Origin of the sequence: Xanthomonas cannabis (assembly GCF_040616535.1) — a bacterium.
Lineage (GTDB): Bacteria > Pseudomonadota > Gammaproteobacteria > Xanthomonadales > Xanthomonadaceae > Xanthomonas > Xanthomonas cannabis.
Window position 1 is genome coordinate 4,119,549 of sequence record NZ_CP136580.1, and the last position, 26,454, is coordinate 4,146,002.

Below are 26,454 nucleotides of genomic sequence, written 5' to 3' on the forward strand. Positions count from 1 at the left end.
TGTCCTGATCGCCGCCATGGCCGCTGCGGCATTGACCGCCGCAGCGTGTCACCGCGAGGGCGCGCAGCCTGCGGCCGACAGTCACGCCGAGCACGCCCCCAGCACACCCAAGCTCGGCGATTTCGGCTTCGACGCGGCCGGCATGGACCGCAGCGTCGCGCCGGGTGATGACTTCTTCGCTTATGCCAGCGGCAACTGGGTCAGGACCACGCAGATTCCCGAGGACCGCTCCAGCTTCAACAGCTTCGTCAGCATCGCCATCGAGACCGAACGCCACAGCCGCGACATCATCGAAGGCGCGGCCGCCAACGACCGCGTCACCGGTGAAGACAAGCAGATCGGCGACTACTACGCCGCCTACATGGACGAGGCCAGCATCGAGACCAAGGGCGTGCGCCCGGTACAACCGGAACTGGAGGCCATCGCGCAACTGGGCGACAAGCAGGCGCTGGCGCGCACGCTGGGCGGGCAGTTGCGCGCCGACGTGGACCTGCTCAACGCGACCAACTTCTACACCGACCGCCTGTTCGGGCTGTGGGTGTCGCAGGATCTGCACCATCCCGGCCGCTACGCGCCGTATCTGGTGCAAGGCGGCCTGGGCATGCCCGAGCGCAGCTTCTACCTGGACGGCGGGCGCATGGCGGATCTGCGCGAGGCCTACCGCGCGCACATCGTCAAGGTGCTGGAGCTGGCCGGCATCGCCGACGCGGCGGCCAGGGCCGAGCGCATCGTCGCGCTCGAAACGGCCATGGCACGCGTGCATGCCACGCCCGAACGGACCAACAACGTGCAGGCCGGCGCAAACGCCTGGAAACAGGCCGATTTTGCGCACAATGCCCCCGGCCTGGAGTGGACGCTGTTCTTCGATGCCGCCGGGCTCAAGGCGCAGCAGGACTTCATCGTCTGGCAACCGGAGGCGGTGCGCGGCTTGTCGGCCCTGGTGCAATCGGAGCCGTTGCAGACCTGGAAGGACTACCTGAGCTTCCGTGCCCTGGACCGGGCTTCGCCGTATCTGTCCAAGGCCTTTGCCGACGAGCGCTTTGCGTTTTATGGCACCACCCTGGAAGGCACGCCGCAGCAGCGCCAGCGCTGGAAGCGCGGGATCGACGCCACCAACGCCGCGTTGGGCGAGGCGGTCGGCAAGCGCTATGTGCAGAAATACGTCAGCGCCCAGACCAAGACCCGCGCCGAAGAGATGGTCAAGAACCTGGTCACCGCATTCGGCCGGCGCATCGACGCGCTGGAATGGATGACCCCGGAGACCAAACAGCACGCCAAGGCCAAGATCGCCGGGCTGACGGTGGCGGTGGGCTACCCGGACAGCTGGCGCGACTACAGCGCGCTCGAGGTGCGTCGCGACGATGCGCTGGGCAACGTGGAACGCGCCCAGCTGTTCGAGTATCGCCGCAACCTCGCCAAGCTGGGCAAGGCGGTCGACCATCGCGAGTGGTACATGCTGCCGCAGGAAGTCAACGCGTTGAATGTGCCGTTGGAGAACCGGCTGATCTTTCCTGCCGCGATCCTGCAGCCGCCGTTCTTCGACCCGGCCGCCGACGATGCAGTGAATTACGGCGCGATCGGCGCGGTGATCGGGCATGAGATCAGCCACAGCTTCGACAACATGGGTGCGCTGTTCGACGAACACGGCGAGCTGCACAACTGGTGGACGCCGCAGGACCTGAAGAAATTCGAGGCCGCCGGCAATGCGCTGGCCTCCCAGTTCAGCGCATACAAGCCGTTCGACGACCTGAGCGTCAACGGCAAGCTGACGCTGGGCGAAAACATCGCCGATGTTGCCGGCCTGGCCACCGCCTATGACGCGTATCAGCTGTCGCTGCAGGGCAAGCAGCCACAGACCATCGATGGCTTCAGCCCGGACCAGCGCTTCTTCCTCGGCTTCGCGCAGGCCTGGCGTGGCAAGTATCGCGATGCAGCGCTGCGCAACGCCGTGCTGACCGATGTACACGCGCCTGGCCGCTTCCGTGCGCAGACGGTGCGCAATGTGGACGCGTGGTATCCGGCGTTCGACGTGAAGCCGGAGCAGCAGCTGTATCTGGCACCGGAGCAGCGGGTCAAGATCTGGTAAAAGGCGGCACGGACGATGCCTGTGCTGGAGTCCTTGCTTCAACACCCGTGATGCATGGGCTGCTGCTCGACCTGCGCCCTACCCTCACCCCAACCCCTCTCCCGAGGGGAGAGGGGCGTTAGACCTCTGCTGCGGCTGCTACGTACAGCGCCGCGTGCCGCATAGACTCGCCCCTCTCCCGCCGGGAGAGGGGTTGGGGTGAGGGTACGGTGTCGCCACACGCTGCCGCCCACGCATATCACCCAGCTTTTAAGCTAGACAACAACGCGATACATCGGTGCGCCAGTCCTGCACGCACACACGCGCGGGCGCCGCAACGCAGCTGCCGATGGCGCCCGAAAGCGGCACGCCCGCTCGCACGCTCCGATGAGCAGTGCTCCACGCCAAACACTCCGTCCGCACCTGCTCCACCACGCTGCAGCAGGTGTGTCAGCCGCTCCTGGAACACGCCACGTCGCTTGCCGCGATAGAACGCTCAGCCAACCCTGACATGCAATATCAGGCCTTGTCAGGCCACTTCAGCAACATCGCCGGGGGCAGCTGCATGCGCCTGCATGCGCGTGCCGAAAGGCCGTCGCGTAACGCAGTGCGGAACAGCGGCGCCAGGCCGCGCAGGACGCGCGCGGATGCCCGCGCCTGGACGCGCTGCGTGGCGGTGCGGCCCAGCATGTCGCTCGCCCAGCCCGGCAACAGGGCGGTACCCGCACCGAGGAACACGCCGCGCGACAGGCCTGCAGCCGGCACCGGCAACTGGATGCTGGTGAGGATGTCGAGCACCTCGCGCGAGCGCGCGTCCATGCGCAGTTCGCCACGCACCGACGCAAAATACGCGTCCACCCCGGCCTCGCTGGCGGGTACGTCGCGGGCGCCCAATGCTTCGGCCACGCGGCGCGCCTCGTCGTAGTAGCGGTCGGCAATCGCGGTCGGCACGTCGCGGCAATAACGGCGGCAGCCGTGCAGGAACCCGTAGGCCTCGGTGACGTGCACCCAGGTCAGCAGCGCCGGATCGTTGGCCTCGTACGGCACGCCATCGGCGGTGTGGCCGCGGATATGCGAATGGATGCGCCGCACGCGCGCGATCAATTGCTCGGCTTCGGCCTGCGGCGCGTAGGTGGTGCCGGCAACGAAGTTGGTGGTGCGGCGCAGCCGCCCGACCAGGTCGGCACGAAAGTTGGAGTGGTCATAGACCCCGGCCAGCGCGCGCGGGTGCAGCAGCTGCAGCATCAAGGCGCATAACCCGCCCGACAGCATGCCGGGAAATTCGGAGTGCACGCGCCAGGTCACGCTGTCAGGGCCGAACAGGCCGGGGTCGCCCAGCGGCTGGTCGTATTCGATGGTGCTCTGACCACGCGGAAACGCGCCAAGCACCCAGCGGCGGATCTGTTCGGCGGCGGGGGCGGTGAGGGTACGCAGGACGGCTGACATGCCGCAATGATACGCAGGCAGTCGCAACGCCACGTCAGTGTGCCCGGCACGGCATCGCGGCCTTCGACCGGTTCAGTCGCGCGCGAAGCAGCCCGGTACGGCCCGAAGCAGGCTCGGCGAGTGCGCCACGCAACACAGGCCACTTCGTCGCGACGATACCCGGCAATGCGGCTTGCCCACATCCGCCGCAACGCGTCATTGCCGCATCACCTGGTGTGCAGTGCAACAAGATCGGGCGAGCGAAACATGCGCGATGTAGCACCGCCGCGCCAAATTCGCCTGAATTCAGCGTTTTGCGCGCAGGTGCGCAGGATTTCGCGGCCACCGGTTCGCCTCGGGCATTGCCATGCACGGCGAAAGTGCTAGAACTAGGGCCGTCCGACATCGGCACGCCGCGCGAGTGGCACACCGGTCGCTCCAGGGCACGGCAACCGCCGTTGCAGCAAGCCGTTCGTACCAGCCATCCGTCAGGAGCTTGTCATGATCGCTTTGTTCCAGGGTTTGGGCCTGCTATTGCAGGACAATGCACTCCATCGGCGCTCCTTCGACGAGCAGGTGGCCTACTGGCGCGACAAGACCGACGCGCAGCTCGACGAAGAGCTTGATCTGCTCAAGGTGGCCAAGAAGCAATGGGTGATCGCCTCGATCATCGGCTGGCAGGCGATCTCGCTGGTGCTGCTGGGTGTGATCACGCACCAGCTGTGGCAGAACGACTACCACCTCACCTTCAGCCGCATCGTCATCATCTTTACCTCGTGGGCATCGATCCTGTTCATCATGTGGTACATCGCCGACCTGTTCGACCACAGCGCCGGTTTCGAGCGCTGGTTGCGCGCCTTCAACAGCCGCGCACGGGTGACGCCGGACGCCGACTCGGTGGAGTGCGTTGCCGACGCGCTGGACATGACCCGCCGCTACCCGGAAGTGCTGCGTTACAAGCAGGAAGTGACCTCCAAGCGCGAGCTGCGCCACGAGGACATCGTCAACATGCGCGAAATGGGCCGGCTGCGCCGCTATACGGAGCTGCTGCGCGACCTCGACCGCTTCGACGGCGCGCCACGGCTGGTGGTCAATTCCTGACCAGGGCCGGCGTGGCGATGCAGCGACGCGCTGACCGATAAACGCGCTGCCTGCAGCAATGATTTCGCTGCAAACAAGAACGGCCGGTGCGCACTGCACCGGCCGTTCTTGTTGATTCCTGGGGTCACTGCCAGCCGGTTGACGGGCGCCGGCTCCTGGCAGCGCACCCGAACCTGTGACCACTCACGCCTGCGCCACCGCCTTCTCCACCGAGGGAGTGCGCCAACCGCTGCGCACGCCCCAGATGTAGAACACCGCGCCGACCGCGGCGACCACGGCCAGGTCGGTGCCGTAGCTGAGGTAGCCATGGCCACCGAAGTCGGTACTGCCAGCCCAGGACACCAGCGCGATGGTGGGCAGGTAGCAGATCATCCATGCCGCACCCTTGAGGTTGCGGCGCAGGTCCGGCCAGCCCTGCTTGGCCTGGTAATAGCAGTACACCGGCAAGGCCACGACCATCAGCAGGATGATCTCGCCGGTCAGCGGCCAGCGCGCCCAGTACAGCAGCTCGGTCGCCATCACGAACGCGACGCCGGCCAGCACCGGCAAGGCGGCGATGCGCAACGGGCGGTGCAGCTCCGGTGCGTGGCGGCGCAGCGCCATCGCACTGATCGGCCCGGTGAGGTAGGAAATGATGGTCGCCACCGAGATCACCGCGGCCAGCGTGCCCCAACCGCGGAAGAAGAACAGGAACACGAACGACACCGCCAGGTTGAAGAACATCGCCATGCGCGGCACGCCCCACACCGGGTGCAGCTTGCCCAGCACGGCCGGCATGGTGCCGTTCTTTTCCATGCCGTAGACCATGCGCGCGGTGGTGGCGGTGTAGGTGATGCCGGTGCCGCTGGGGCTCACGAAGGCATCGATGTACAGCAGCATCGCCAGCCAATGCAGGTTGACGATGATGGCCAGCTCGGCGAACGGCGAGCGGAAATCGATGCCGTGCCAGCCGGCCTTGGCCAGCAGGTCCGGCGGCACCGCGCCGATGTAGGCCACCTGCAGGATCACGTACACCACCGTGGCCAGCGCGATCGAACCGAGCACCGCGAACGGAATGCTGCGCCCGGGATTGCGCGCTTCGCCGGCCAGGTTCACCGGGCTCTGGAAGCCGTTGAAGCTGAAGACGATGCCTGCGGTGGCCACCGCGGTCAGTACCGCGGCCAGATCGATCACGTGCGCATCGCCGTGGATGCCCACGCTGAAGTTCTCGCTGTGGAAGCCGCTGGCGATCAGCGCCACGCCGGTCGCTGCGGGCACCACCAGCTTGAACACGGTGATCAGCGTGTTGGAGCGCGCAAACAGCTTGACGCTCCAGAAATTCAGGAAGAAGTACACCAGCACCAGCACCGCCGAGATCAGCAGGCCCGGCACCGACAATTCACCGGCCCCGCCAGGCGCCTGCACGTAGAGCCCTTGCGCCCACGCCCAGGGCCAGGAGGCCATGTACTGCACCGAAGCCTCGGCTTCCACCGGGATCACCGACACGATGGCGATCCAGTTGGCCCAGCCGGCGATGAAGCCCACCAGCGAGCCATGCGAGTAATGGCTATAGCGCACCATGCCGCCGGATTCGGGGAACATGGCGCCCAGCTCGGCATACGACAGCGCGATGGTGGTGATGATGGCCGCGCCCAGGATCCAGGCCCAGATCGCACCCGGGCCGGCCAGGCCGGCCGCGCGCCAGGCGCCGAACAGCCAGCCGGAACCAATGATCGAGCCCAGCCCGGTGAGCATGAGCGCAAAGGGGCCGACGTCGCGGCGCAACGAGTGTTCGGACATGAGTAGCCTGGCAGTGAGGGCGCCGTGAACCGGCAACAAGCCGGCAATGATCGCAGAAGCCGCCGCTGATCGTCAGTGCGTATTCAGGCTTGTCTCGAAACGGCCATGCGGCAGCCTGTGCCAGAACGCGGCATCGGCCTCACGGGGGTACCAGAGGCAGGCTGCGCGCTGCGGCTCAGCCGTGGCAATCGGCGCCGGGCACGCTCGAATCCACGCAGGTGTGTGCCGCTGCCGGGATGCCATGCACTGCGCGGACCTGGCCCGGTGTCAGCGCAAAGCTGTCCAGGGTCCGGCGCACGCAGGCCGGCGCCGGCACGTTGCCAGTAACCGTGGCCGGCGGGCAGTGCTCCTCGTAGATCAGGTAGTGGCAGCGGCCACTGCTGCTGGCCAGGCAATGCACGTTGGTTTCGGTGGCGGTGACCAGGGTCTTGCTGAAGATCACCTCGCGGCCATCGCTGATGGCGCGGGTGATCGAGGTGGTGCCGTTGCGTTCGTGGCAACCGGCCAGGGCGAGCAGGCAATACACCAGGGAGGCAATCAGGCGCATGGAGGCAGTCCTTTCGTATCGATGCGGAATGGGGGATGGGCGGGATTACATGCCGCGGAACAGGCTCATGAACGGCTGGCTGACGGTGAGCGTCTCGCTGCGCCCGCGCAGCGCCAGGCGACCCTTGCCGGTGTCCTCGCGGATCACCGAGGCCACCGCCTTCATGTTGACGATGGTCGAGCGGTGGATCTGCTTGAACACCTGCGGGTCCAGCACGTCGAGCAACTCGCGCAATGGCGTGCGCAGGAGCGCTTCGCCGGCGGCGGTCATCACCGTGGTGTATTTGTGATCGGCCTGGAAATACGCCACCTCGTCCAGCGCGATCAGACGCGTCTCGCGGCCGCTGCTGGCGGTGAGCCAGGCCAGCGGCGGCGCGGCCGCGGGCGCGGCGGGACGCGCGGACAGGCGTTGCAACAACGCCTCCAGCAGGCTGCTGTCCGGCTGGCCGGCGGCGGCACGTTGCTGCACGCGTTGCCAGGTGGCCTGCAGCCGCTCGCGGCTGATCGGTTTGAGCAGGTAGTCCACCGCGCCGTGTTCGAACGCATCGATGGCGTACTGGTCGTAGGCGGTGACGAACACCACCTGCGTGCGCGGGCTGACCTCGCGCATGCCACGCGCCACCTCGATGCCGGTGAGGCCGGGCATGCGGATATCCAGAAACACCACATCCGGTTGCTCGGTGGCGATGGTCTCCAGCGCGCCGGCACCGTCCTCGCATTCGCCCACCACCTGCAGCTGCGGGCACACCTCGCCCAGCAACGTCAGCAGCGACTGCCGCAGCAGCGCCTCGTCCTCGGCGATCACCGCACGCAGCGCGCTCATGCCTGCACCTGCGGGGCGGGTGCGGCTGCGGTGCCGGGCAACGGCGGCGGCGACCGCGTCGCAACCAGCTGCGCCGGCAGCGGCAGGGTGAGGGTGGCCGCCACGCCACTGGGAAAATTGGACACGATGGCAAAGCTCGCCTTGCCGGCATAGATCAGCTGCAGGCGCTCGCGCAGGTTCTTCAGGCCGATGCCGGTGCCCTGGCTGTGCGTGTTGAAGCCCTGGCCGTCGTCGGCCACGGTCAGCGTGGCGTGGTCGTCCAGGCGACGCGCCAGGATCCACACCGTGCCACCGCCGGGCTTGGGCTCCAAGCCGTGCTTGATGGCGTTTTCCACCAGCGTCTGCAGCATCATCGACGGCAACTGCAGGCCGCGTAGCTCGTACGGCACTTCCACCTGCAGGGCCAGCCGCGTGCCCATGCGGATGCGCAGGATCTCCAGGTAGGCCTGGGTGCGCTCGAGTTCTTCGCCCAAGGTGGAGATGGCGCCGTCGGCGCTGGGCAGCGAGCTGCGCAGGTACTGGATCAGGTGCCCGAGCATGATGTCGGCGCGTGGCGGGTCGGTACGTGCCAGCACCTGCGCGCTGGCTAGGGTGTTGTACAGAAAGTGCGGTTCGACCTGGGCGTGCAGCAGGTTCAGGCGCGCCACCGCCAGTTCCTTCTCCATCACCGACTGCTCGGCCGCAGCCTGTTCGTCGCGACGTTGCTCGCCGACCCGGCGCACCACCGCGCGATTGATCGCCTCGGCGTTTTCGAAATTGCTGCCCTCGTCCACCGCAAACAGGTCCACCCAGGCACCGGCGTCGGGCTCGCACAGCACGGTGACGCTGCTGGTGCCCTGCCCTGGCGCAATCGTCACCAGCACCGTGTTGTGGGTGATGGCAAAGCGCGCGAACAGATTCCAGCGCGACGGCTGGCGCCCTTCGTACGGGTCGATGCGCCGGATCTTGGCGCGGATCAGCAGGCTGCCCGGCGCGCATTCGATGTCCTGCACGCGCGGCAGGGCGCGCACCGCCTCTTCCACCACCGCAAAGCTGGCCCGCACATCCAGCGGCACTTCGATCTGGCGCCGCTGGCGGGTGGACAAGGTGTCGTGATCCAGCCGGCCGGCGATCAGCCGCACGCGTCGCACATGCGTGATCGAACTCATCAACGCCAGCGTCAGCAGCACGGTGCAGATCAGGCCGAAGAACGCCCCGGTGGAACCGAACAGCTGCGCCCACATGATGGCGGCCACCACCAAGGCGGCAGCCCAGGCAAACACGATGCGCACGATCAGGAAGACGCTGGCAGACACGGACGGGCAACTCGCAGGGCTGGGACGGGAGCGAGCATAGCCGGCACGTGCCGTCGCCAACGCCCGAGGCGACGAATGGCCACCAGCGCCGCCTCAAGTGCCGCGATCGGGCGACGAACCCCGGCGGCGTACCCGCACGGCAGGCCCGGTGTGCGCAGCCGGCGCCACTGTGTGGGTCATCCGGTGCGGCCGCGCCAGCGCGCGTATCATGCCGGGCGGAGCGGCGTTGCCGCACGCTGCAGCGTGCCGCCCACACCCGATCAGATCGTAAGGAGTCGCATGGACCGCCGTCACTTCCTGCGCAGCGCCGGCGTGGCGCTTGCGGCTGCATCGACCGGTGGCTTGGCCGCGAGCCGCACGCCGGCGGCCGATGCACTGCCCTCTGCTGCGCTGCCGATCGGCGCACCGCTGCCCTTCGCCACCGCACCTGCACTGGTACCGATCCGCGCCTCGGTCGATCGCATCATCGCCATCGACGGCTGCACGCGCCCGTTCCGGGCGCAGGGCCCGCGCATCGAGGCCGAGCGCATCGGGCGCAAGACGGTGGTGCACAACTACGGCCATGGTGGCAGCGGCTGGTCGCTGTCGTGGGGTGCTGCCGAGCACGCAGTGCGGTTGGTGCGTGCCGCCGATGCGGATGTGCGCGAGCTGGCGGTGATTGGGTGTGGCGCGATCGGGCTGACCACGGCGTTGGTGGCGCAACGCGCAGGGCTGCGCGTGCGCATCTATGCCCGCGAGCGCCTGCCGGACGTGCGCTCGTTCTATGCCACCGGCGTGTGGTCGCCGGATTCGCGTGTGTGCACCAGTGAGTACGCCACGACGGACTTCAAGACACGCTGGCAGGAGATGGCGCGGATGTCCTTTCGCCGATACCAGACCTTGCTGGGCCTGCCGGGCGAGCCGATCGAATGGCGCGATGGCTACGCCTTGTCGGATGTGCCGTTCGACCAACCGATCGCCTCGGCCGAGGCGCACGAGCCGGACTATCCCGCGCTGGAACGCACGCTATTGCACGATCTGGGCCCGCGCTCGCAACCGGTCGCTGCCGGTAGCCATCCGTTTCCGGTGCCGTTCGTGCGCCGCTACAGCCAACTGACCTTCAACATTAGCGCCTATGCACGCCTGTTGCTGCAGGACTTCCTGCAGGCCGGCGGCGAGCTGGTCACGCGCAACTTCGACAGTCCGCGCCAGTTCGGCGAGCTGCGCGAAAAGATCCTCATCAACGCTACCGGCTATGGCGCACGCGCCCTGCTGGGCGACGAGAGCGTGATCCCGGTGCGCGGGCAGACCGCGCGCCTGATCCCGCAACCGGAAGTGACCTACGGGCTGGTCTGGCGCGGCCACAATCTCAACGTGGTGCCGCGGCGCGACGGGCTGCTGGTGCAGTCGCAAGGTGCCAACGACTTCAACAATGCCGATGCCGCACCGGACCGGGCCGCCTCCGAAGCGGCGGTACGCGAATTGGCGCGCCTTTTCGCATCGGGCTGAGCTGCATTGCGCGGCGGGCTTAGGCTTCGCCCAGCGATGCCTGCAACGCGGTGGCCAGCGCCGCATCGCCACTGACCAGCGCGTCCCAGCGCAAGGTCACGCCCTTGCGCTTGCCTTTCTCCACCAGCTTCAGGCCGTTCGGATCGATGATCAGCGTATAGGCCTGCTCGCCGATCTGCAGCTCGCGGCGTAGCGGTTTATCCAGTGGCGTCATGCGCATCTCCCGGGCATAAGGAAATACGGTTGTAGCGCATCTGCGCGCGGCATGCGCAGACATATCCTCGACAAGACGTTCATTGCCGATGTACGCCGCGCGCATAGCCTGCCCACATCCCCAACGATGAGGTGCACGCGCAATGGTGTTCGATCTCACGCTGCACACAGGCATGGCCCTGCCGACGCACGCAGCCACGTCCGCACGACACAACGCCAGCGCACCGCGTTGCGCCGGAGGTGCCGCATGAGCCTGTCACGCCCGGCCTTGCTGATCATCGACATGTTCAACCGCTTCGACTTCGACGGCGGCGAGCAGCTCGCACACCGTGCACAAGGTGCGGCCCACAGCATCCACGCACTGGCTGCGCGCTTCCGCCAAGCACAGCGGCCGGTGATCTACATCAACGACAACGTTTCAGACTGGCACGCCGACCTGCCGAGCATCATCGCCCTTGCTGCGCAGCCCGACGCGCGCGGTTGCGACATCGCACGGCTGCTGGCGCCGCAACCGCAGGACTACCGGATGCTTAAACCCACGCATTCGGCGTTCGGGCATACGCCGCTGGCGCCCCTGTTGAAAGACCTGCAGGTCGACCAGGTGGTGATCACCGGCGTGGCACTGGACGTGTGCGTGCTGGCCACCGCCGTCGACGCCGTTGCGCGCGGCCTGTCCATCGCGGTGCCACGCGATTGCACGACGGCCGAGACCGATACGCGCGAGAGCTGCGCACGCACCGTGCTGCAGGAGGGCTTCCACGCCAGCCTCGCACGCTCCGGCTCGATCACCCTTGGGTAACGCGCATCGCGTCACGGCCCAGGCCGGCATCGCATCGGGATCACCGTTTCCACCAATCGCGCTAACACTCGCAGGACTAGCTTAGCGATCACGCAGCAACGCTTCGAGTTGACGGTAGTCATCGTGCTCGCGCTTCTCGAACGCGCACAACAAGTCAGGCGTCACCGCCAAGCGGTGAAGTGCCGCGTTTCAACCTCTGACCAACCGAAAGGAGCCATCCATGGCGATCAAGACTGTCGAAGAGCTTTTCATCCACGAACTGTCCGATATCTACAGCGCCGAGAAGCAGCTGACCAAGTCGCTGCCGCGGCTTGCACGTGCTGCCACCGAGCCGAAGCTGAAAGAGGCCTTTGAAACCCATCTGGAAGAAACCCAGGGCCAGATCGAACGCATCGACCAGGTGGTCGAGGTGCTGGGTATCAAGCTCAAGCGCATCAAGTGCGCCGCAATGGAAGGCCTGGTGGAAGAGAGCCGCGAAGTCATCGACGAAATCGAAGCCGGCCCGGTGCGCGATGCCGCATTGATCGGCGGCGCGCAGAAGGTGGAGCATTACGAGATCGCCTCGTACGGCACCATTGCCGCGATGGCCAAGCAGCTGGGCTATGCCGATGCGCTGCCGCTGTTGCTGGCCACGCTGGAAGAAGAAAAAGCCACCGACGAGAAGCTGACCCTGCTTGCAGAACAGGGCGGCAATCAGAAGGCATCCAAGGCCAGCAAAGCGGCCTGAGTCATCGCGCAGGGCGGCCCTGCCGCCCTGCGTTTGCCGCCCCGTGCGGTCATCCCGAAAGCCAAGCCCCACGTTTCTGCCCGCTCCCTGAGTGGTTGTAGTTGCCGGGCGCCAGCCATGGAGCATCTCTATGTTTATGCACAACAAGCGGTTGATGTACACCGTCCGCGTTGCCCAGCCCAATCCGGATCTGGCCACGCTGATGCTCGAACAGTTCGGCGGACCGCAAGGCGAACTCGCCGCAGCGATGCGCTATTTCACCCAGGCGCTGGGTGAAGACGATCCGGGCCGGAAGGACCTGTTGTTCGATATCGCCACCGAAGAAATCAGCCATCTTGAAATCATTGGCTCGATCATCGCCATGCTCAACAAGGGGCCGAAGGCGGTGTTGTCCGAAGGCATGGAAGAGGCCATGGAGATGCGTTCCATGACCCAGAACAGCACCAGCCACACCCAGCAGATTCTGTATGGTGGCGGCCCGGCGCTGGTCAATTCCAGCGGTGTGCCGTGGACGGCGGCGTATGTGGACAGCATCGGTTGTCCCACCGCCGACATGCGCTCCAACATCGCCGCCGAAGCACGCGCCAAGCTGGTCTACGAGCGCCTGATCAACGTCACCGACGACCCGGGCATCGTGGATGCGTTGCGCTTCCTGATGACGCGCGAAGTGGCACACCAGAAGTCGTTCGAGAAGGCGTTGTATTCGATCGAACCCAACTTCCCGCCGGGCAAGTTGCCGGGCGACCCGCGCTTCACCGACAAGTACTACAACACTTCGCAAGGCGAAGGCGACATGGTTGGCCCGTGGAATGCGGGCGAGCAGTGGGAAGTGGTGGCCGACCGCGAACAGCAGGCAGCAGTGGACGGTGGCGATGGCTCGGCGACGGTGGCACTGGACAAGACTCAGACCGCTGCGCTGGATGCGATGTCGCAGCGTCTGCTGTCGAACCCGGAACTGGATCGGGTGACCGGTGCAGACCTGGGGGCAGGCCCGGGCGCCGGCTCCACCACCGGCGACATTCAGCGCTAGACCCGATGGGCGCCACCGTGCCCATCCCGGCCCGGGCCGTCAGCGACCCGGGCTTTTTATTGGCACTTCTTCAGGAGTTGGCATGAACGACAAGACCACACTCGATACGCACGACGCGCGTCAATCGGCTTACCGCGGTAGCGGCACCGACGCATCCGAAGATGGCCGCGGCCGCGCCGATCCCTCCGCGTCGCAGACAGGCGACATGCCGCCGCCGCGTGACGGCAAGCCGGAAGAACTTACGCAGCGTGGCCATGGCCGTGGCGGCAGTCTGGGCGAAGGCGAGCCCGACGGGCACGCCGAGCGCGATGGCAGCACGCAGCCCAACTTTGGCCAGAGCGGCACCTATGGCAAGCAGCAGCACATCGACGCACAGCAGCAGGCCCGTGAGCAAACCGACGACGACGCGTCGCAGACATAGCTTGGCGATGCGCGGGCGCACGGACCGATTGCACGACGTCATCGCCTGAAGGACCGAGCGGATCGCTGTTGGTGATGACCGCTCGCTGTGGCAGACGTCACCGCAAGACGTTACCGCAATAAAGAAGGGGCCCGACGGGCCCCTTGTCATTGCTGCGTACTGGCATGATCACGCGCGTGCCTCCGCTGGGGGATGTGTCTCGTTCGCCCATTCCGGCCGCACGCCCGCCGCCGCCGTGCAACGCTCCAGCCGCCACGGCGCCAGATGCCGCATGGCCTCGGTGCCGCCCATCTGCAACCATGACCGCACGTCGCCAGCGATGCAGAGCGGACGATGCGTGGGCATGCTCGCCGACGAGGCCACCAACAACGAAAATCCCATCTGCAGACGACCGCCGATGTCCATCACGTTGCGCAAGCCTGCCGCATACAGCGCGCCGCCATCCGGGCTCAGCCAGGTCGCTGCGGTGGTGCCATCGGCGGACGCCGTGCAGACAAATCCGCACAACGGAATGGCGCAGCGCTGGGTTTCCCAGATGGCCAGGTCCACACCGCCCAGCCAGGCCGGCTCCTGCATATGGATCGAGCGTTGTTGGCCGGGCGGACGCCGTCCAAAGGTGGCGCGCTCCTCGCGTTTGCCACCACGATCTGCGACCAGGATGTCGGCATCGGCCCCCACACCGACCTCGACCCACGCGTTGCTCGCCACACGGGCGGACAACTGAAAAATGCGGGTAATCATGACTACTCCACTGTGCATCTAGATGACATCAGTGCTTACGCACAATGCGCGCCAAGTTTTTGACTTACGCAGACCTTGACGGTGCAGGCGTTTGCGCTTGCTTCACCCAGCACGCTGTCATCGCGACGCGCGAATGGGTCGCAAGATATGCACCGCAGCGCAGGATTTTCCGCATCGAGCGCACCTGCCGCGAGCAGGTGCGCCAGATTCGCGCAGCAGAGGCTGCTCTGGCGGACGGCAGCTGCAGGATCTGCCGTGGACATCGGCACAACCGTACGCTGCATGCTGCTCCACCGCAGCGCCGAACGCGACGGCAGCGCCTTGCTCATCACGTGCAGCAATGACGCAGCACCAACGCTGTGCGCACCTTGCCCGCAGCGCTCGCTGACCTCGGCTGAGCAACACGATGGCCAGGTTGCGGCATGCACGCGCGCTTGTGCGTTCGCATGCAACGACACACAACAAGGCAGGCAGCCGTTGCCCTAACGCGCACTGCATCCTGCAGGTCGCTCAGACAACCTGCGTTGCGGCACCCTCACCCATCCACACGCAGCGAATGCTCGCCGGCTTACCCATTCACGGGATTGAGCGGCAGCTGGATCTCGCACTCCAGCCGGGTGTCGCTGAGCTCGTAGCGGGTCTGCGCGCCGTGGCTGTAGGGCAGCGCTTTTTCGATCAGGCGGCGTCCGAACCCGCCGGCCTCGTCGCGGTCGTCGTGCAGCTGCTGGTTGGCACCTTCCTCGATCCACCGCAACACCAGGCGCGCCGGGATGTCGTCGGTCGTGACCACGTCCCAGCGGATAATCAAGGTGCCGGTGTCCACTGCCAGCGCCCCGTACTTGAGCGCGTTGGTCGCCAGCTCGTGCAACGCCAACGCAAGCGTCTGCACGGTGGATTTGCGCAAGGCCACATCCGGGCCATCGACGATGATGCGATGCTGATCCGGTGCGGCACCCAGCGCATCCAGCTCCATGCGCAGCAAGGCGCCGATGGTGGTTGGCTCGTTGTCCGATTGCGACAACAGCCCCTGCACGCGCGACAACGCCGATAGCCGGTCCTCGAACTTGGCAGCGAAGTCCTGCATGTCGTGGCTGCTCTGCATGGTCTGCTTGGCCACCGATTGCACCACGGTGATCAGGTTGCGGGTGCGATGCTGCAGCTCGGTCACCAGCACGCGCTGTTGTTCCTGCAGCCGGCGCAGGTTGTCCGATTCGGTGGAGGTGCCCAGCCACTCCAGGATCTGGCCGCGCTCGTCACGCACCGCTGCACTGCGCGTATGAAACCAGCGATAGCCACGCTCGGCCGCATTGAACAGGCGGTGCTCCACATCCAGCCCGCCGGTCCGTGCACTGGCGTGCCACGCGTTCATGGTGAGCTCGCGCTCATCCGGGTGCACCGCCTGCAACCAGCCCAGCTCCAGGCTTTCGGCATCGCTCTGCCCGGTATAGCTGGACCACTGCGGGCTCGACCATGTCCAGTGGCCTCCATCGAGCGAGCGCCAGACCAGTTGCGGGATGCCTTCCATCAGGGTCCGCAGGCGCTGCTCGCTGCCGCGCAGCGCGCGCTCGGCGCGCGTCAGCGGGGTGACGTCCATGAAGGTCAGCACCGCGCCGCCGATGAAGTTGTCCACGGTGCGGTACGGCAGCACGCGCACCATGTAGCGCGCGCGCGTGGACGGGTTCTCGACCTCGCGGTCGAGCACGGCCAGGGTGCGGATCACCCGTCGCACGTCGTCCTGCAATTCGTCGTAGGCCACATGCAGCTTGATATGGCTGATCGGCCGGTGGATATCGCTTTCCACCAGCGGCAGGATGTCGGTCACCGCCGGGGTGAAGTTGGTCACGCGCAGGTCGTTGTCCAGGAACACCGTGGCGATCTGGGTGCTTTCCAGCAGGTTCTTCAGGTCGCTGTTGGCATGCGCCAGCTCCTGCACGCGGTGCGCCAGCTCGCCATTGACGGTGGTGACTTCCTCGTTCACCGACTGCAGCTCTTCCTTGGAGGTTTCCAGTTCCTCGTTGGCGCTCTGCAGTTCTTCGTTGAGCGATTGATATTCTTCGTTGGAGGACTTGAGCTCTTCGTTGGTGCTCTCCAGCTCCTCGATCATCGACTGCAGCCGTTCACGGGTGATGCGCAGCTCGTTCTCGAGCACCTGCACGTGACCGCTGTCGGCAGCCGCGTCGCGCGGGCCGGTCAGTTCCAGCAACTCGCGCGCTTCCACCTCCTGAAACAGCACCACGTAGCCGCGCGGAACTTCCGAATCGGAGGTGGGCTCCACGAACAGGTCCACCGCCCATGCCGAGGCATCTTCGTGTATCTGGATGCCCCTGATCTGCACCGGTGCCTTTTCCGCTTCGGCGCGGGTCAAGGCACTGCGCAGGTCCAGTCGCAGGTCGCGATGGATGAGGTTGACCAGGTTGAGGCTGGGCGCGCCGCCGCCGGGACGGATGAAGCGCCCGGCCTGCGAAGAGAAATGCAGCACGTCGAAATGCTCGTCGAGCACTGCATACGCCGGCGCGTAACGGTCGGCGATCCGCTCGCCGGCACGCACCAGCGCATTGCTGGAGCTGCGCTGAGGCTGCGGCGGTGCCAGTACCCGGCTGGCGGGCGCGTGCGGCAACGTCGGGAACGTGGCATGCACACGGTTGTCGGCATCGATCTTCTGGAACACCCGAAAGCTGCGCTCCACCGGTGCGAACAGCTTGGCGTGCCGCGAGACGTTTTCCGCGTTGCCCAGGAACAGGTAGCCGCCTGGCTTGAGCGCAAAATGAAAGATCGGGATCACCCGGTTCTGCAGCTCTGCATCCAGATAGATCAGCAGGTTGCGGCAGGACACCAGATCCAGCCGCGAAAAGGGCGGGTCCTTGACGATGCTGTGCTGGGAAAACACGCACAGCTCGCGCAGCTCCTTGCGCACCACGTAGGTATCGCCTTCCTTGACGAACCAGCGCCGCAGGCGCTCCGGTGCCACTTCGCCGACGATGCTCGACGAGTAGCGCCCTACCCGCGCGGTGGCCAGTGCCCGCCCGTCGATGTCGCTGGCGAAGATCTGGATGCGCGGTGGTGCGTCCAGCGTTTCGGCATGTTCGCGCAGCAGCATCGCCAGCGAATAGGCCTCCTCGCCGGTGGAGCATCCCAGCACCCATACGCGCAGATGATCGCCCAGGTGCTTGCCCTGGAACAGGCGCGGAATCACCTGCTCTTCGAGAAACTCGAACTCGCGACGATCGCGGAAGAACTGGGTCACCCCGATCAACAGATCGTTGAACAGCAGCAGCGGTTCGTCGAAACGGTTACGCAGCACATCCAGGTAATGCTCGAGTGCCTCGACCTGCACCACCTGCATGCGGCGCTGCACCCGCCGCAGGAAAGTCGCGCGCTTGTAGCCGTGGAAGTCGTGCCCGGTGGTGTTGCGCAGGATGCTGGCAACCTGGCTCAACTGATCGTTCTCGCTGCCGTCGCGCACGCCGACCGGCAGCGCGTGCCCGAAACTGTGGTGACGCTGCATGTGCGCGGCGATACGCGCAGCCACCCGTGGCAACGGCAGGATGTCGTCGGTGATTGCGGCCGGGTTGCTGGCGCTGCGCAGATCCAGTTCGTGCAGGGAGGGGTCGTCCACCGCCAGCGCCAGCCCACCGCACTCTTTGATCGCTGCAGTGCCCAGGGTGCCGTCGCCTTCGGTATTGCCCATGATCAGACCGATCACGTTGCCATCCTGATCGTGCGCCATCGACACGAAGAAGCTGTCGATCAGGCCGTGCTCGCCTTCGCCATTGAGCGGCCGCAACCGCAGGCAGCCCTCTTCCAGGGTGACCACGGTGCGATCGGGCGGCAGGTAGAAACGCCCCGGCTGCAGGCGGTCGCCATCTTCGGGCACCAGCAACAGACTGGCCTGCGCGCCAAGCAGTTCGCGCAGGCGGACCTGGTCGAGCAGTTTCCGATCGCGCAGCAGCAGCATGACCGTGAGGTTGGCCGCGCCTGCAACCGCGTCCAGCAGCTCGGCAAGCCGCGCGGCATCCAGGCCGGCCGCACCCACGCCGAGAATGAACACTGGTGCGTGCCTGGAGGACTCGGGCACGGTGTCGTCGGGAAAAGCGTCGTCTTCGATCATGTCCGCGTCGTATCGTCGGCGCCGGTGATCAAGCGCAAGCCGGGATGATCGCGCACACGCGGCACTTGCAGCAAACCTCAGGTGTGCCGACTGCGTTGCACAGACCGGTCTTGGAAGCGCCTGCTTACGCACTGCGTTAACCGCCGCTACGCGCACCATGTGCTGCGCATCGGCTGATTGCGCGTCGCTCAGGAGGTCACATGCTCGACAATCCGCTCAACGGCCGTCGCATCCTCGTGGTGGAAGACGATTACCTGTTGGCCGAATCGCTCAACGACCTGCTGGTGGAAGCCGGTGTCCGCGTGGTGGGGCCAGTGGGCAACGTCCCCGAAGCGCTGTCGCTGGTCGCTTCGGGCCAGGCCATCGATGGCGCGCTGCTGGACGTCAACGTGCGGGGGCAGGCGGTATTTCCGGTGGCAGACGCCTTGCTCGAGCGTGGCGTGCCGTTCTCGTTCTGCTCCGGCTACGACCGCTACACCTTGCCGCCGCGCTTTGCGCATCTGTCGTACTGCATGAAGCCCTACAACCCGCGCACCATCACCACGCTATTGAGCGACCAGGCGCAAGCGGCCGAGCATCACTGACCGGCGGCATCGTTGCGGGACAGATCGCCCGGCAGCATCTCCGCCTGGAGGCCGTCGGCCCGGTGCTGCGCGCGTTCTTCTTCGCCCAGCTGGTTGAGCAACTCGGTGGCCGATTGATGTGCGTTGCGCAGCGTCTCCAGCGGTTTGGAGGCCTCGCTGCGCAAGGCATACAACGCAAAGCCCATCACATTGAGCCGGTTGCGCAACTGATGCAGCAGCTCGCGCCGCCGTCCCTGCGAAGCGTCGACCACTAGGCGTCCTTGTCGCTGAGGCGATTGTGCAGGGTGCGCACGCTGATCCCCAGCTCGCGTGCGGCCGCCTTCTTGTTGAAGCGCGTGCGTGCCAGCGCCGACTCGATCATGGCGTCCTCGGCTTGGCGCATGGTCCAGCCGGCCGGAATCAGCAACCCGTCTTCGTCGGCCTGCGGCACGGTCTGCTCCACATCCGGTGCACTGAGCAGATCGCCGTCCGAGCGCAGATACAGATAGTGGATGAACGAGCGCAGCTCGCGCACGTTGCCGGGCCAGGTGTGGTACGCCAGATAGCGCAGCAGCGACTTGGTCGGCAGCTTGCGCTTGCCGTACTTGACGTTGAGCTCGTCGATCACCCGCAGCCCCAGCACGCGCGCATCGCCGCGCCGTTCGCGCAGCGGCGGCACCTGGATCGGATACTCGTTGAGGCGATAGAACAGGTCCTCGCGCAATACCGCCTGCTCGCGCTGCACATGCTGATGCGTAGCCGCCACCACGCGCGCGTCCAGCGGGATTTCTTCGTTCCCGCCCACGCGCATGAAGCTGCGCGACTCGATCGCGCGCAGCAGGTAGACCTGCAGCCGCTTGGGCATCTCGCCGATCTCATCCAGAAACAGCGTGCCGCCGGCCGCCTGCTCCAGAAATCCGGCATGGCGGCGATCGGCGCCGGTGAAGCTGCCGCGCTCGTGGCCGAACAACTGGCTGGCCAGCAGCTCTTCCGGGATCGCGCCGCAGTTGACCGGCACGAAGCGGCCGCGGCGGCCGGACACCCGATGGATGGCATGCGCCACCAGATCCTTGCCGGTGCCGGTTTCGCCGGTCACCAGCACATTCAGATCGGTTGGCGCCACACGCACGATGTCCTTGCGCAGCATCACGATGCTGTCGCTGTTGCCGACGATGCCGAGGTTGCCCTGCTGCGCTTCGCGCAGGCCGCCGAGCACCCGCTCCAGACGCTCGGGCGCAAACGGCTTGGTCAGGAACTCGCTGACACCGAACTGCTGCGCGCGGCCCTGGGTTTCGTAGGCGTAATCGCCCGAGACCACCACGATCTGCGGGGTGTGGTCCGGGTCGAGCCGTTCGATGAGATCGAAACCGCTGCCGTCGGGCAGGCCAACGTCCACGACCAGCAGGTCGGGAAAGTTGCTGTCCAGCCAACGGCTGGCCTCGCCAAGGGTGTGGATGCCCTTGGCACGGAAGCCGCTATCGGTGGCTAACTCCACCACCTGATCGCAGAACTCCACGTCGTCGTCGATGATGGCGCAGGAAAGACGGTCCATGAGCGCTTCTGTCCGCAATGACTAATACATGTTCAGTTGAGAATTGTGACGGCGGCGCGAAAAAGCGCCTGCGCGTCACCACGAGATTGCACGTTGCGGTTACGACCATCGTGATCGTACGGCGCTCTTCCCCCAAGTCGAGCTCGCCGGAATGATGTGCCCGAAGTACGCACGGCTGCGCTGGAATTTGCCAGTGCCAAGGGTCATGGTCGGGTCTGGTCGCCGTACCGGGAGTGCCGAAACGCCAAACAGTGCAAGGTTTGCGACTGCTGCAGCGCGTCGTCGGCGTCAGGTCGTGTGATCGAGCCAGTGGATCAGCTCGCTAGTGCGTTGCAGGGCGACGGGATGTGGCCGGCGCCGACGCGAGTGGCCGCAGCTGCAGCCGGAACAGCCCGTTCGATGACGATGTCGGGCCCGCTGGGTTACCCACAGCCTACGCACACCGTGTGGAGAGCGCGTGCACGGCGCGCTCACGTGCCCGTTCTGTGTTGCCGCAGACATTGGCGCCATTGTGTCGCAAGAGGTGTCCCATGCAGGCAGTTTCCGCACATCGCCCGGCCGATGTGCAAGACCAACTGGAGTACTGGCGTGGCGAACATCGCCGCGGACAACTCGGGTATTACCCGTTCGACGGCGTGCCCGATGCCACCGTGCGTGCAGTGTGCGCGGCCTACAACGCCCGCCCGCAGCTCAGCGAACAGGAGGCGATCAAGGCAGTCCGCGATGCACTGTGCCTGACCCCGGGTTCGATGAACGCTGCACTGGCGGACTGGCTGGCGCCACGCTGCCTGCGTCATCTGCGCAGCGCCTGAGGTCGCCTGCGCTGAGGTGCGGCCCTTGCGCGGTCACCGGCGATTCCCTGCGTTGCAGCTGCGTCCGGTGCAGCAGGTCACGCTTTTTGCGGTCGCATGCGCGCACGCTGGCGATAGACGCCCGACGGCGCGCGCGGCGCCCCATGCAGGCGGCACCGACATGCCCCGGTGTCATCTCGCGCCCGCCCTGACCACCACGCCGTGACCACCGTGACCACGCTCACGCGCACCCGGCACTAGGGAGACCCCCGTGGAAGCGCTGCTGCTATCCCGTATCCAGTTTGCTTTTGTCATCTCGTTTCACGTGCTGTTCCCCGCGTTCACCATCGGGCTGGCCAATCTGCTCGGGTTTCTGGAGTGGCGCTGGCTGCGCACGCACGATGCGCTCTGGAAGCGGCTGTATTTCTTCTGGCTGCGCATCTTCGCGGTGTCCTTCGGCATGGGTGTGGTCAGCGGCATCGTGATGGCCTTCCAGTTCGGGGCGAACTGGCCCGAACTCAGCCGCATCGCCGGCAGTGTGATCGGGCCGCTGCTGAGCTACGAGGTGCTGACCGCGTTCTTCCTGGAGGCCAGCTTCCTGGGCGTGATGCTGTTCGGCTGGGGACGCGTCTCGGAGAAGCTGCACTTCTTTGCCACCTGCATGGTGGCGATCGGCACGCTGGTGTCCACGTTCTGGATCCTGGCGTCCAACAGCTGGCTGCATACACCGCAGGGCTACGCGATGGTCAACGGCATCGTGCAGCCGGTGCGCTGGATGCAGATCATCTTCAACCCCTCGTTTCCGTATCGCCTGGCGCACATGGCGCTGGGCTCGTTCATCACCACCTGCTTCGTGGTGGGCGGCGTGGGAGCGTATTACCTGCGTCGGGGCCTGCATGTGGACGCCGCGGCGCGCATGTTGCGGCTGGCGGTGGCGTTTGCGGCGATCGTGTTGCCGATCCAGGTGCTGGTCGGCGACCAGCATGGCTTGAACACGCTCCAACACCAGCCGTTGAAGGTGGCAGCGATGGAAGCGCACTGGCAGCGGCAGGCCGACGGCGCCGGCGTCCCGCTGGTGGTGTTTGCCGTGCCCGATGCCGAGGCCGAGCGCAACGACTACGAGGTGGCGATTCCGCGGCTGGGCAGCGTGATCCTGACCCACACGACCGATGGCGACATCACGCCGTTGACCTCGGTACCGCGCGATCAGCGACCGCCGGTGGCGCCGGTGTTCTTCGCCTTCCGCATCATGGTGGGGTTGGGGATGGCGATGTTGTTGCTGGCCTGGGTGTCTGCGCTTGCCTGGTGGCGCGGGCGCTTGCATGCCAGGGCCCTGGTGCTGGCCTGGAACGTTATGCTGCCGGCCGGTTTCATCGCGCTGGTGGCCGGTTGGTTCGTCACCGAGATCGGGCGGCAACCGTGGGTGATCTATGGGCTGCTACGCACCGCCGACGCGGTGGGTGCGCAGTCCACCGCCACCGTGGCGGTGTCGTTGCTGGTGTATGTGCTGGGCTACGCCTTCGTGTTCGGGTTCGGCATCTTCTATCTGGTCAAGCTGGTGCGTGCGGGCCCGCAAGCCAGCCGCGACGGCCCGGATGTGGCCGGCGGCGAGCACACGCCGGCGCGCCCGCTGTCGGCAGCAGATACCGCATTGGAACAGGAGAACACTCCATGGAACTGAGCTACTGGTTGCCGGTGGTGTGGTTTGGCGTGATCGGCTTTGGGGTGCTGATGTACGTGGTGCTGGATGGCTTCGTCCTGGGGCTGGGCATGCTGGCACCGTTCGCACGCGACGAGCAAGAGGTGGATCTGATGATGAACACCGCCGCGCCGATCTGGGATGGCAACGAAACCTGGCTGGTGCTTGGCGGGGCCGGATTGTTCGCCGCCTTTCCGGCGGCCTACGCGGTGATCCTGTCCGGGCTATACCTGCCGGTGTTGCTGATGGTGATGGCACTGGTGTTTCGTGGCGTGGCGTTCGAGTTCCGCTTCAAGGCGCAGCGCTCGCGCCGGCTGTGGACGCTGTCCTTCATCGGCGGCTCGATCCTCACCGCCTTCGCACAGGGCATCATCCTGGGCGCGCTGGTGGAAGGCATGCCGCTGGACAACGGCCGCTACACGGCCGGGGTATTCGGCTGGTTCAGCCCGTTCACCATTCTCACCGGTGCGGCGCTGGTGTTCGGCTACGCCCTGCTCGGCAGCACCTGGCTGATCCTCAAGACCGACGGCCGCACCCACACCCTGGCACGGCAACTCACCAAGCCGCTGGTCGGCGTGGTAGTGACATTCGTGGTGCTGGTCAGCGCCTGGCTGCCGTTCCTGAGCTCGCACGTGATGGCACGCTGGTTCGCGCATGGCAACTTCTGGTGGCTGTCACCGATTCCGGTGGTCACCGCAGCGGTGGCGCTGGCGTTGTGGCGCAGCAGCGACCGCTCACGCCATGACGCGGTGCCTTTCCTGCTCACGCTGGCCATCTTCGTCCTGGGCTTCATCGGGCTGGTGCTGGGCATGTGGCCGTATCTGGTACCACCGAGCTACACCATCTGGCAGGCGGCCGCGCCCACGTCGTCGCAGATGTTCCCCATGGTCGGGCTGATTGTGCTGCTGCCGCTGGTGCTGGGCTATACGGTGTGGTCGTACCGCGTGTTCCGCGGCAAGATCGCGGCCGATGTGGGGTATCACCACCATCACTAAATGTGGCCGCTGAGTGTCGCCGCTGAGTGCGGCCGCAGTGCATCGATCCTGGTACCGCAGGCATGGCGCCGGGCAATGCGCCCAAAACGCACGGTGCCCGCTTCTGCGGGCACCGTGCATGCTGCGCGCTGTGCGGTGTCAGCGCTTTTCCGAGCCGTCCGGACGTTCGTAATCGTGCTCTGGGTCGGCCTTGTTCACATCCGGGTCCTCGTCGGGCATGTCGTGCACCTTCCACTCCACGTTCTCGTTGCGCTTTTCTTGCGGCGTAAACGGCTTGCTCTGATCATCGTCAGGGCCCCACGGCTTTTTCGGTTCGCTACCCATGTTCGTCTCCTGCGCGTTCGTCGTGGCCCCAACCTAGGCAGGCGCGCATTGCATCGCGGTGAACGCCGCCGGGTGACGGCGTGAAGTGATGTGTATCGATACCAATGGCCGCGCCTGCCTGGCGGCGCCCTGCGAGGGTTTCGTTGCGGTTACCCGCCGGTCTGGGAATGCGGTGCCTGCACCGGTTTGGATTGCGGCGAATCCTTCTGCCGCAGCCAGATGGTCAACACCACCAGCGAGAACACCGCCAGGAACTCGCTCTGCCAGTTCTGCATCGACTCGAACCAGAAGCCGGCGTCGGTGAAATGCGCGAACACGCTGATCGGCGGCAAGCCTTTTTGCGCACGCTCCAGCAGTTCCAGCCGCCAGCTGCCGATTAGATGCAGCACAAAACTCATCAGAAACAGCGCGCCGAACGCAATCGCCAGCGAATGCTCGTACAGCCGTCGCCACACGCCGCCTGCACGTACTGGCCATGGGGTGGTGCCGGGTTTGATCTCGGTACGCTCCTCGTCGGGATCGAGCGGACGCGATTCGGCCGACCCGACCTGACGCAGCTTGACGGTCAGCAGCACGTACATGCCCATCTGCAGGAATTCGCTCTCCCAGTTCTCGAACAACGCAGACATGAAGTGCGGGCTGTGCAGATAGGCCGCCAGCTGCAAGGTGGGCAGCCCCTGTTCGCGTAGTTCCGCGTTATAGGCATGCAGACCGGCGTAGATCTGGCATCCGATAAAGAACAGCGTCAACGCAAGCAGACACAACGACAGCCCGTTACGGCGAAAGAACATGGGTGACCTCCTGCAGATGCGCGCAGTATCGAGTGCTGCCGGCAAAAGCGCATGAAGGTTTGGTCAAGCACCACCAGTGCGTTGCGCAGTGGGGACCGATGGCGTGAATACAGCGGCGCGCGTGTGGCTGCCAGCACACGCGCCGCTGACATCGCCTCACCCGGATGTTTACGTCTGTGTGTCCACACTGGCCGTCAACCCGAGCTTCCACCGCAACCGTCAGGAGACGACCATGCCCGTACCCAACTATCCGCGCCCGCCCTTCAAGCCGCAGCCGCAGAGCTTCCCCGGCCGCACCGAACAGATGGACCCGCGTCCGGACCATGGCGAAGACAGTTATGTCGGTCACGGGCAACTCAAGGGCAAGCGTGCCCTGATCACCGGTGGCGACAGCGGCATCGGCGCGGCGGTGGCCATTGCCTACGCCCGCGAAGGTGCAGACGTGGCAATCGCGTTTCTGCCCGATGAGCAGGAAGATGCCGCCAAGATCGGCGCGCTGATCGAGAAGGCCGGCGTCAAGGCGCTACTGGTCGGTTGTGACATCAGCGACCCGAGCCAGGCGGCAGCGTTGATCGACAAGGTCAACAGCACCTTCGGCGGGCTGGACATCCTGGTCAACAACGCCGGCTACCAGAAGTATTTCGAAACCTTCGAGGACATCACGCTGGACGAATGGCGCAAGACCTTCGACACCAATGTGCATGCCGTGTTCAACCTGGTGCGCCTGTCTGCGCCGTTGATGACCGACGGTGGCTCCATCATCAACACCGCGTCGGTGCAGTCCAAGAAACCCACGCCGAACATCCTGCCCTACGCCGCCACCAAGGGGGCGCTGGCCAACCTCACCATCGGCCTGGCCGGCGTGCTGGCGGAGAAGAACATCCGCGTCAACGCGGTACTGCCGGGGCCGATCTGGACCCCATTCATTCCCTCTGGCATGGACGATGAGTCGGTGGAGAATTTCGGCTCGCAAACACCGATGGGCCGGCCCGGTCAGCCGGTGGAACTGGCATCGGCCTATGTGATGCTGGCGTCCGACACGGCCAGCTATACCTCCGGCACCTTGCTGACCATCGCCGGTGGCGCCGTCACGCTCTGACGCCTGCGCGTTGCAGAGCCCGCATCACCGATGAGGTGATGCGGGCTTTTTTGTGTCTGCAGAGAGTCATTCCACCCGG

25 protein-coding genes are annotated in these 26,454 nt (G+C 65.9%); 12 read left to right on the forward strand and 13 right to left on the reverse strand.

Annotation, left to right across the window (positions count from 1 at the left end; all coding sequences use genetic code 11):
- Positions 1 to 16 precede the first annotated feature (16 nt).
- Positions 17 to 2,086: a M13 family metallopeptidase gene (locus RZV17_RS17355; protein WP_355609463.1), complete on the forward strand. Its 2,070-nt coding sequence runs from the start codon at positions 17 to 19 to the stop codon at positions 2,084 to 2,086.
- A gap of 498 nt (positions 2,087 to 2,584) precedes the next feature.
- Here RZV17_RS17355 and RZV17_RS17360 read toward each other — a convergent pair whose 3' ends face one another.
- The gene (locus RZV17_RS17360) at positions 2,585 to 3,511 is read right to left on the reverse strand and encodes an oxygenase MpaB family protein (RefSeq protein ID WP_355605249.1); all 927 of its coding nucleotides are present in this window, start codon (positions 3,509 to 3,511) and stop codon (positions 2,585 to 2,587) included.
- 462 nt (positions 3,512 to 3,973) lie between these two features.
- Between RZV17_RS17360 and RZV17_RS17365 the strand changes: the two genes are divergently transcribed.
- Positions 3,974 to 4,591, forward strand: coding sequence for a hypothetical protein (locus tag RZV17_RS17365; protein ID WP_166752366.1), 618 nt, complete (start codon positions 3,974 to 3,976; stop codon positions 4,589 to 4,591).
- 183 nt (positions 4,592 to 4,774) lie between these two features.
- Here RZV17_RS17365 and RZV17_RS17370 read toward each other — a convergent pair whose 3' ends face one another.
- The 4 genes from RZV17_RS17370 to RZV17_RS17385 form a co-directional block, all read right to left on the reverse strand.
- The gene (locus RZV17_RS17370; RefSeq protein ID WP_047694783.1) at positions 4,775 to 6,370 is read right to left on the reverse strand and encodes an APC family permease; all 1,596 of its coding nucleotides are present in this window, start codon (positions 6,368 to 6,370) and stop codon (positions 4,775 to 4,777) included.
- A gap of 175 nt (positions 6,371 to 6,545) precedes the next feature.
- Positions 6,546 to 6,917, reverse strand: coding sequence for a hypothetical protein (locus RZV17_RS17375; RefSeq protein ID WP_166744195.1), 372 nt, complete (start codon positions 6,915 to 6,917; stop codon positions 6,546 to 6,548).
- Between the two features lie 45 nt (positions 6,918 to 6,962).
- Positions 6,963 to 7,739 (reverse strand): LytTR family DNA-binding domain-containing protein, encoded by a 777-nt coding sequence (locus RZV17_RS17380; RefSeq protein WP_104579491.1) that lies wholly within the window; start codon positions 7,737 to 7,739, stop codon positions 6,963 to 6,965.
- Positions 7,736 to 9,034 carry a sensor histidine kinase gene (locus RZV17_RS17385; protein WP_047694779.1) on the reverse strand — a complete coding sequence of 433 codons (1,299 nt, stop codon included), beginning with the start codon at positions 9,032 to 9,034 and terminating at the stop codon, positions 7,736 to 7,738. The genes RZV17_RS17380 and RZV17_RS17385 overlap by 4 nt, the downstream gene beginning before the upstream one ends.
- Before the next feature lie 279 nt (positions 9,035 to 9,313).
- Here RZV17_RS17385 and RZV17_RS17390 point away from each other — a divergent pair, with 279 nt between their 5' ends.
- Positions 9,314 to 10,522, forward strand: a complete 1,209-nt coding sequence (locus RZV17_RS17390; RefSeq protein WP_355605255.1) for an FAD-dependent oxidoreductase — start codon at positions 9,314 to 9,316, stop codon at positions 10,520 to 10,522.
- Positions 10,523 to 10,541: 19 nt separating this feature from the next.
- On the opposite strand, the gene RZV17_RS17395 is transcribed toward RZV17_RS17390, so the two are convergent.
- Complete coding sequence (locus tag RZV17_RS17395; RefSeq protein WP_104579729.1) at positions 10,542 to 10,736, reverse strand: hypothetical protein; 195 nt, start codon at positions 10,734 to 10,736, stop codon at positions 10,542 to 10,544.
- A 246-nt stretch (positions 10,737 to 10,982) separates the two neighbouring features.
- Here RZV17_RS17395 and RZV17_RS17400 point away from each other — a divergent pair, with 246 nt between their 5' ends.
- The 4 genes from RZV17_RS17400 (at position 10,983) to RZV17_RS17415 (ending at position 13,712) form a co-directional block, all read left to right on the forward strand.
- Positions 10,983 to 11,534, forward strand: a complete 552-nt coding sequence (locus tag RZV17_RS17400; protein WP_047694775.1) for an isochorismatase family cysteine hydrolase — start codon at positions 10,983 to 10,985, stop codon at positions 11,532 to 11,534.
- Between the two features lie 220 nt (positions 11,535 to 11,754).
- Positions 11,755 to 12,261 carry a ferritin-like domain-containing protein gene (locus RZV17_RS17405; protein WP_039405821.1) on the forward strand — a complete coding sequence of 169 codons (507 nt, stop codon included), beginning with the start codon at positions 11,755 to 11,757 and terminating at the stop codon, positions 12,259 to 12,261.
- 130 nt (positions 12,262 to 12,391) lie between these two features.
- On the forward strand, positions 12,392 to 13,291 hold the full coding sequence (locus tag RZV17_RS17410; protein ID WP_039405823.1) for a manganese catalase family protein: 900 nt from the start codon (positions 12,392 to 12,394) through the stop codon (positions 13,289 to 13,291).
- Positions 13,292 to 13,373: 82 nt separating this feature from the next.
- Entirely contained in the window at positions 13,374 to 13,712 is a 339-nt protein-coding gene (locus tag RZV17_RS17415) for a hypothetical protein (protein ID WP_166744192.1), read from the forward strand.
- Positions 13,713 to 13,880: 168 nt separating this feature from the next.
- Here RZV17_RS17415 and RZV17_RS17420 read toward each other — a convergent pair whose 3' ends face one another.
- The 3 genes from RZV17_RS17420 to RZV17_RS17430 form a co-directional block, all read right to left on the reverse strand.
- Positions 13,881 to 14,453: a hypothetical protein gene (locus RZV17_RS17420; protein WP_047694771.1), complete on the reverse strand. Its 573-nt coding sequence runs from the start codon at positions 14,451 to 14,453 to the stop codon at positions 13,881 to 13,883.
- 35 nt (positions 14,454 to 14,488) lie between these two features.
- Complete coding sequence (locus RZV17_RS17425) at positions 14,489 to 14,782, reverse strand: hypothetical protein (protein ID WP_355605261.1); 294 nt, start codon at positions 14,780 to 14,782, stop codon at positions 14,489 to 14,491.
- Positions 14,783 to 15,021: 239 nt separating this feature from the next.
- Positions 15,022 to 18,561, reverse strand: a complete 3,540-nt coding sequence (locus tag RZV17_RS17430) for a CheR family methyltransferase (protein WP_355605264.1) — start codon at positions 18,559 to 18,561, stop codon at positions 15,022 to 15,024.
- Between the two features lie 200 nt (positions 18,562 to 18,761).
- On the opposite strand from RZV17_RS17430, the gene RZV17_RS17435 reads away from it, so the two are divergent.
- Positions 18,762 to 19,145 carry a response regulator gene (locus RZV17_RS17435; protein WP_047694768.1) on the forward strand — a complete coding sequence of 128 codons (384 nt, stop codon included), beginning with the start codon at positions 18,762 to 18,764 and terminating at the stop codon, positions 19,143 to 19,145.
- Here the strand turns inward: RZV17_RS17435 and RZV17_RS17440 are convergent.
- On the reverse strand, positions 19,139 to 19,396 hold the full coding sequence (locus tag RZV17_RS17440; RefSeq protein WP_052077036.1) for a hypothetical protein: 258 nt from the start codon (positions 19,394 to 19,396) through the stop codon (positions 19,139 to 19,141). The two genes, RZV17_RS17435 and RZV17_RS17440, sit on opposite strands and share 7 nt — an antisense overlap.
- Positions 19,396 to 20,676 carry a sigma-54 dependent transcriptional regulator gene (locus tag RZV17_RS17445; RefSeq protein ID WP_355605272.1) on the reverse strand — a complete coding sequence of 427 codons (1,281 nt, stop codon included), beginning with the start codon at positions 20,674 to 20,676 and terminating at the stop codon, positions 19,396 to 19,398. The genes RZV17_RS17440 and RZV17_RS17445 overlap by 1 nt, the downstream gene beginning before the upstream one ends.
- Positions 20,677 to 21,206: 530 nt before the next feature.
- On the opposite strand from RZV17_RS17445, the gene RZV17_RS17450 reads away from it, so the two are divergent.
- The 3 genes from RZV17_RS17450 (at position 21,207) to cydB (ending at position 24,161) form a co-directional block, all read left to right on the forward strand.
- Entirely contained in the window at positions 21,207 to 21,488 is a 282-nt protein-coding gene (locus RZV17_RS17450) for a hypothetical protein (protein WP_047694764.1), read from the forward strand.
- Positions 21,489 to 21,738: 250 nt separating this feature from the next.
- Positions 21,739 to 23,148, forward strand: coding sequence for a cytochrome ubiquinol oxidase subunit I (locus RZV17_RS17455; protein ID WP_166749369.1), 1,410 nt, complete (start codon positions 21,739 to 21,741; stop codon positions 23,146 to 23,148).
- Positions 23,139 to 24,161, forward strand: coding sequence for a cytochrome d ubiquinol oxidase subunit II (gene cydB, locus RZV17_RS17460; RefSeq protein ID WP_355605276.1), 1,023 nt, complete (start codon positions 23,139 to 23,141; stop codon positions 24,159 to 24,161). The genes RZV17_RS17455 and cydB overlap by 10 nt, the downstream gene beginning before the upstream one ends.
- A gap of 138 nt (positions 24,162 to 24,299) precedes the next feature.
- On the opposite strand, the gene RZV17_RS17465 is transcribed toward cydB, so the two are convergent.
- Both RZV17_RS17465 and RZV17_RS17470 read right to left on the reverse strand, forming a co-directional pair.
- Positions 24,300 to 24,485: a hypothetical protein gene (locus RZV17_RS17465; RefSeq protein ID WP_039405975.1), complete on the reverse strand. Its 186-nt coding sequence runs from the start codon at positions 24,483 to 24,485 to the stop codon at positions 24,300 to 24,302.
- Positions 24,486 to 24,634: 149 nt separating this feature from the next.
- Positions 24,635 to 25,276: a DUF6766 family protein gene (locus RZV17_RS17470; protein WP_123137669.1), complete on the reverse strand. Its 642-nt coding sequence runs from the start codon at positions 25,274 to 25,276 to the stop codon at positions 24,635 to 24,637.
- A gap of 232 nt (positions 25,277 to 25,508) precedes the next feature.
- Here RZV17_RS17470 and RZV17_RS17475 point away from each other — a divergent pair, with 232 nt between their 5' ends.
- A complete protein-coding gene (locus RZV17_RS17475) occupies positions 25,509 to 26,375 on the forward strand; it encodes an SDR family oxidoreductase (protein WP_039405849.1) in 867 nt (288 codons plus the stop codon).
- The last annotated feature ends 79 nt before the right edge of the window (positions 26,376 to 26,454 follow it).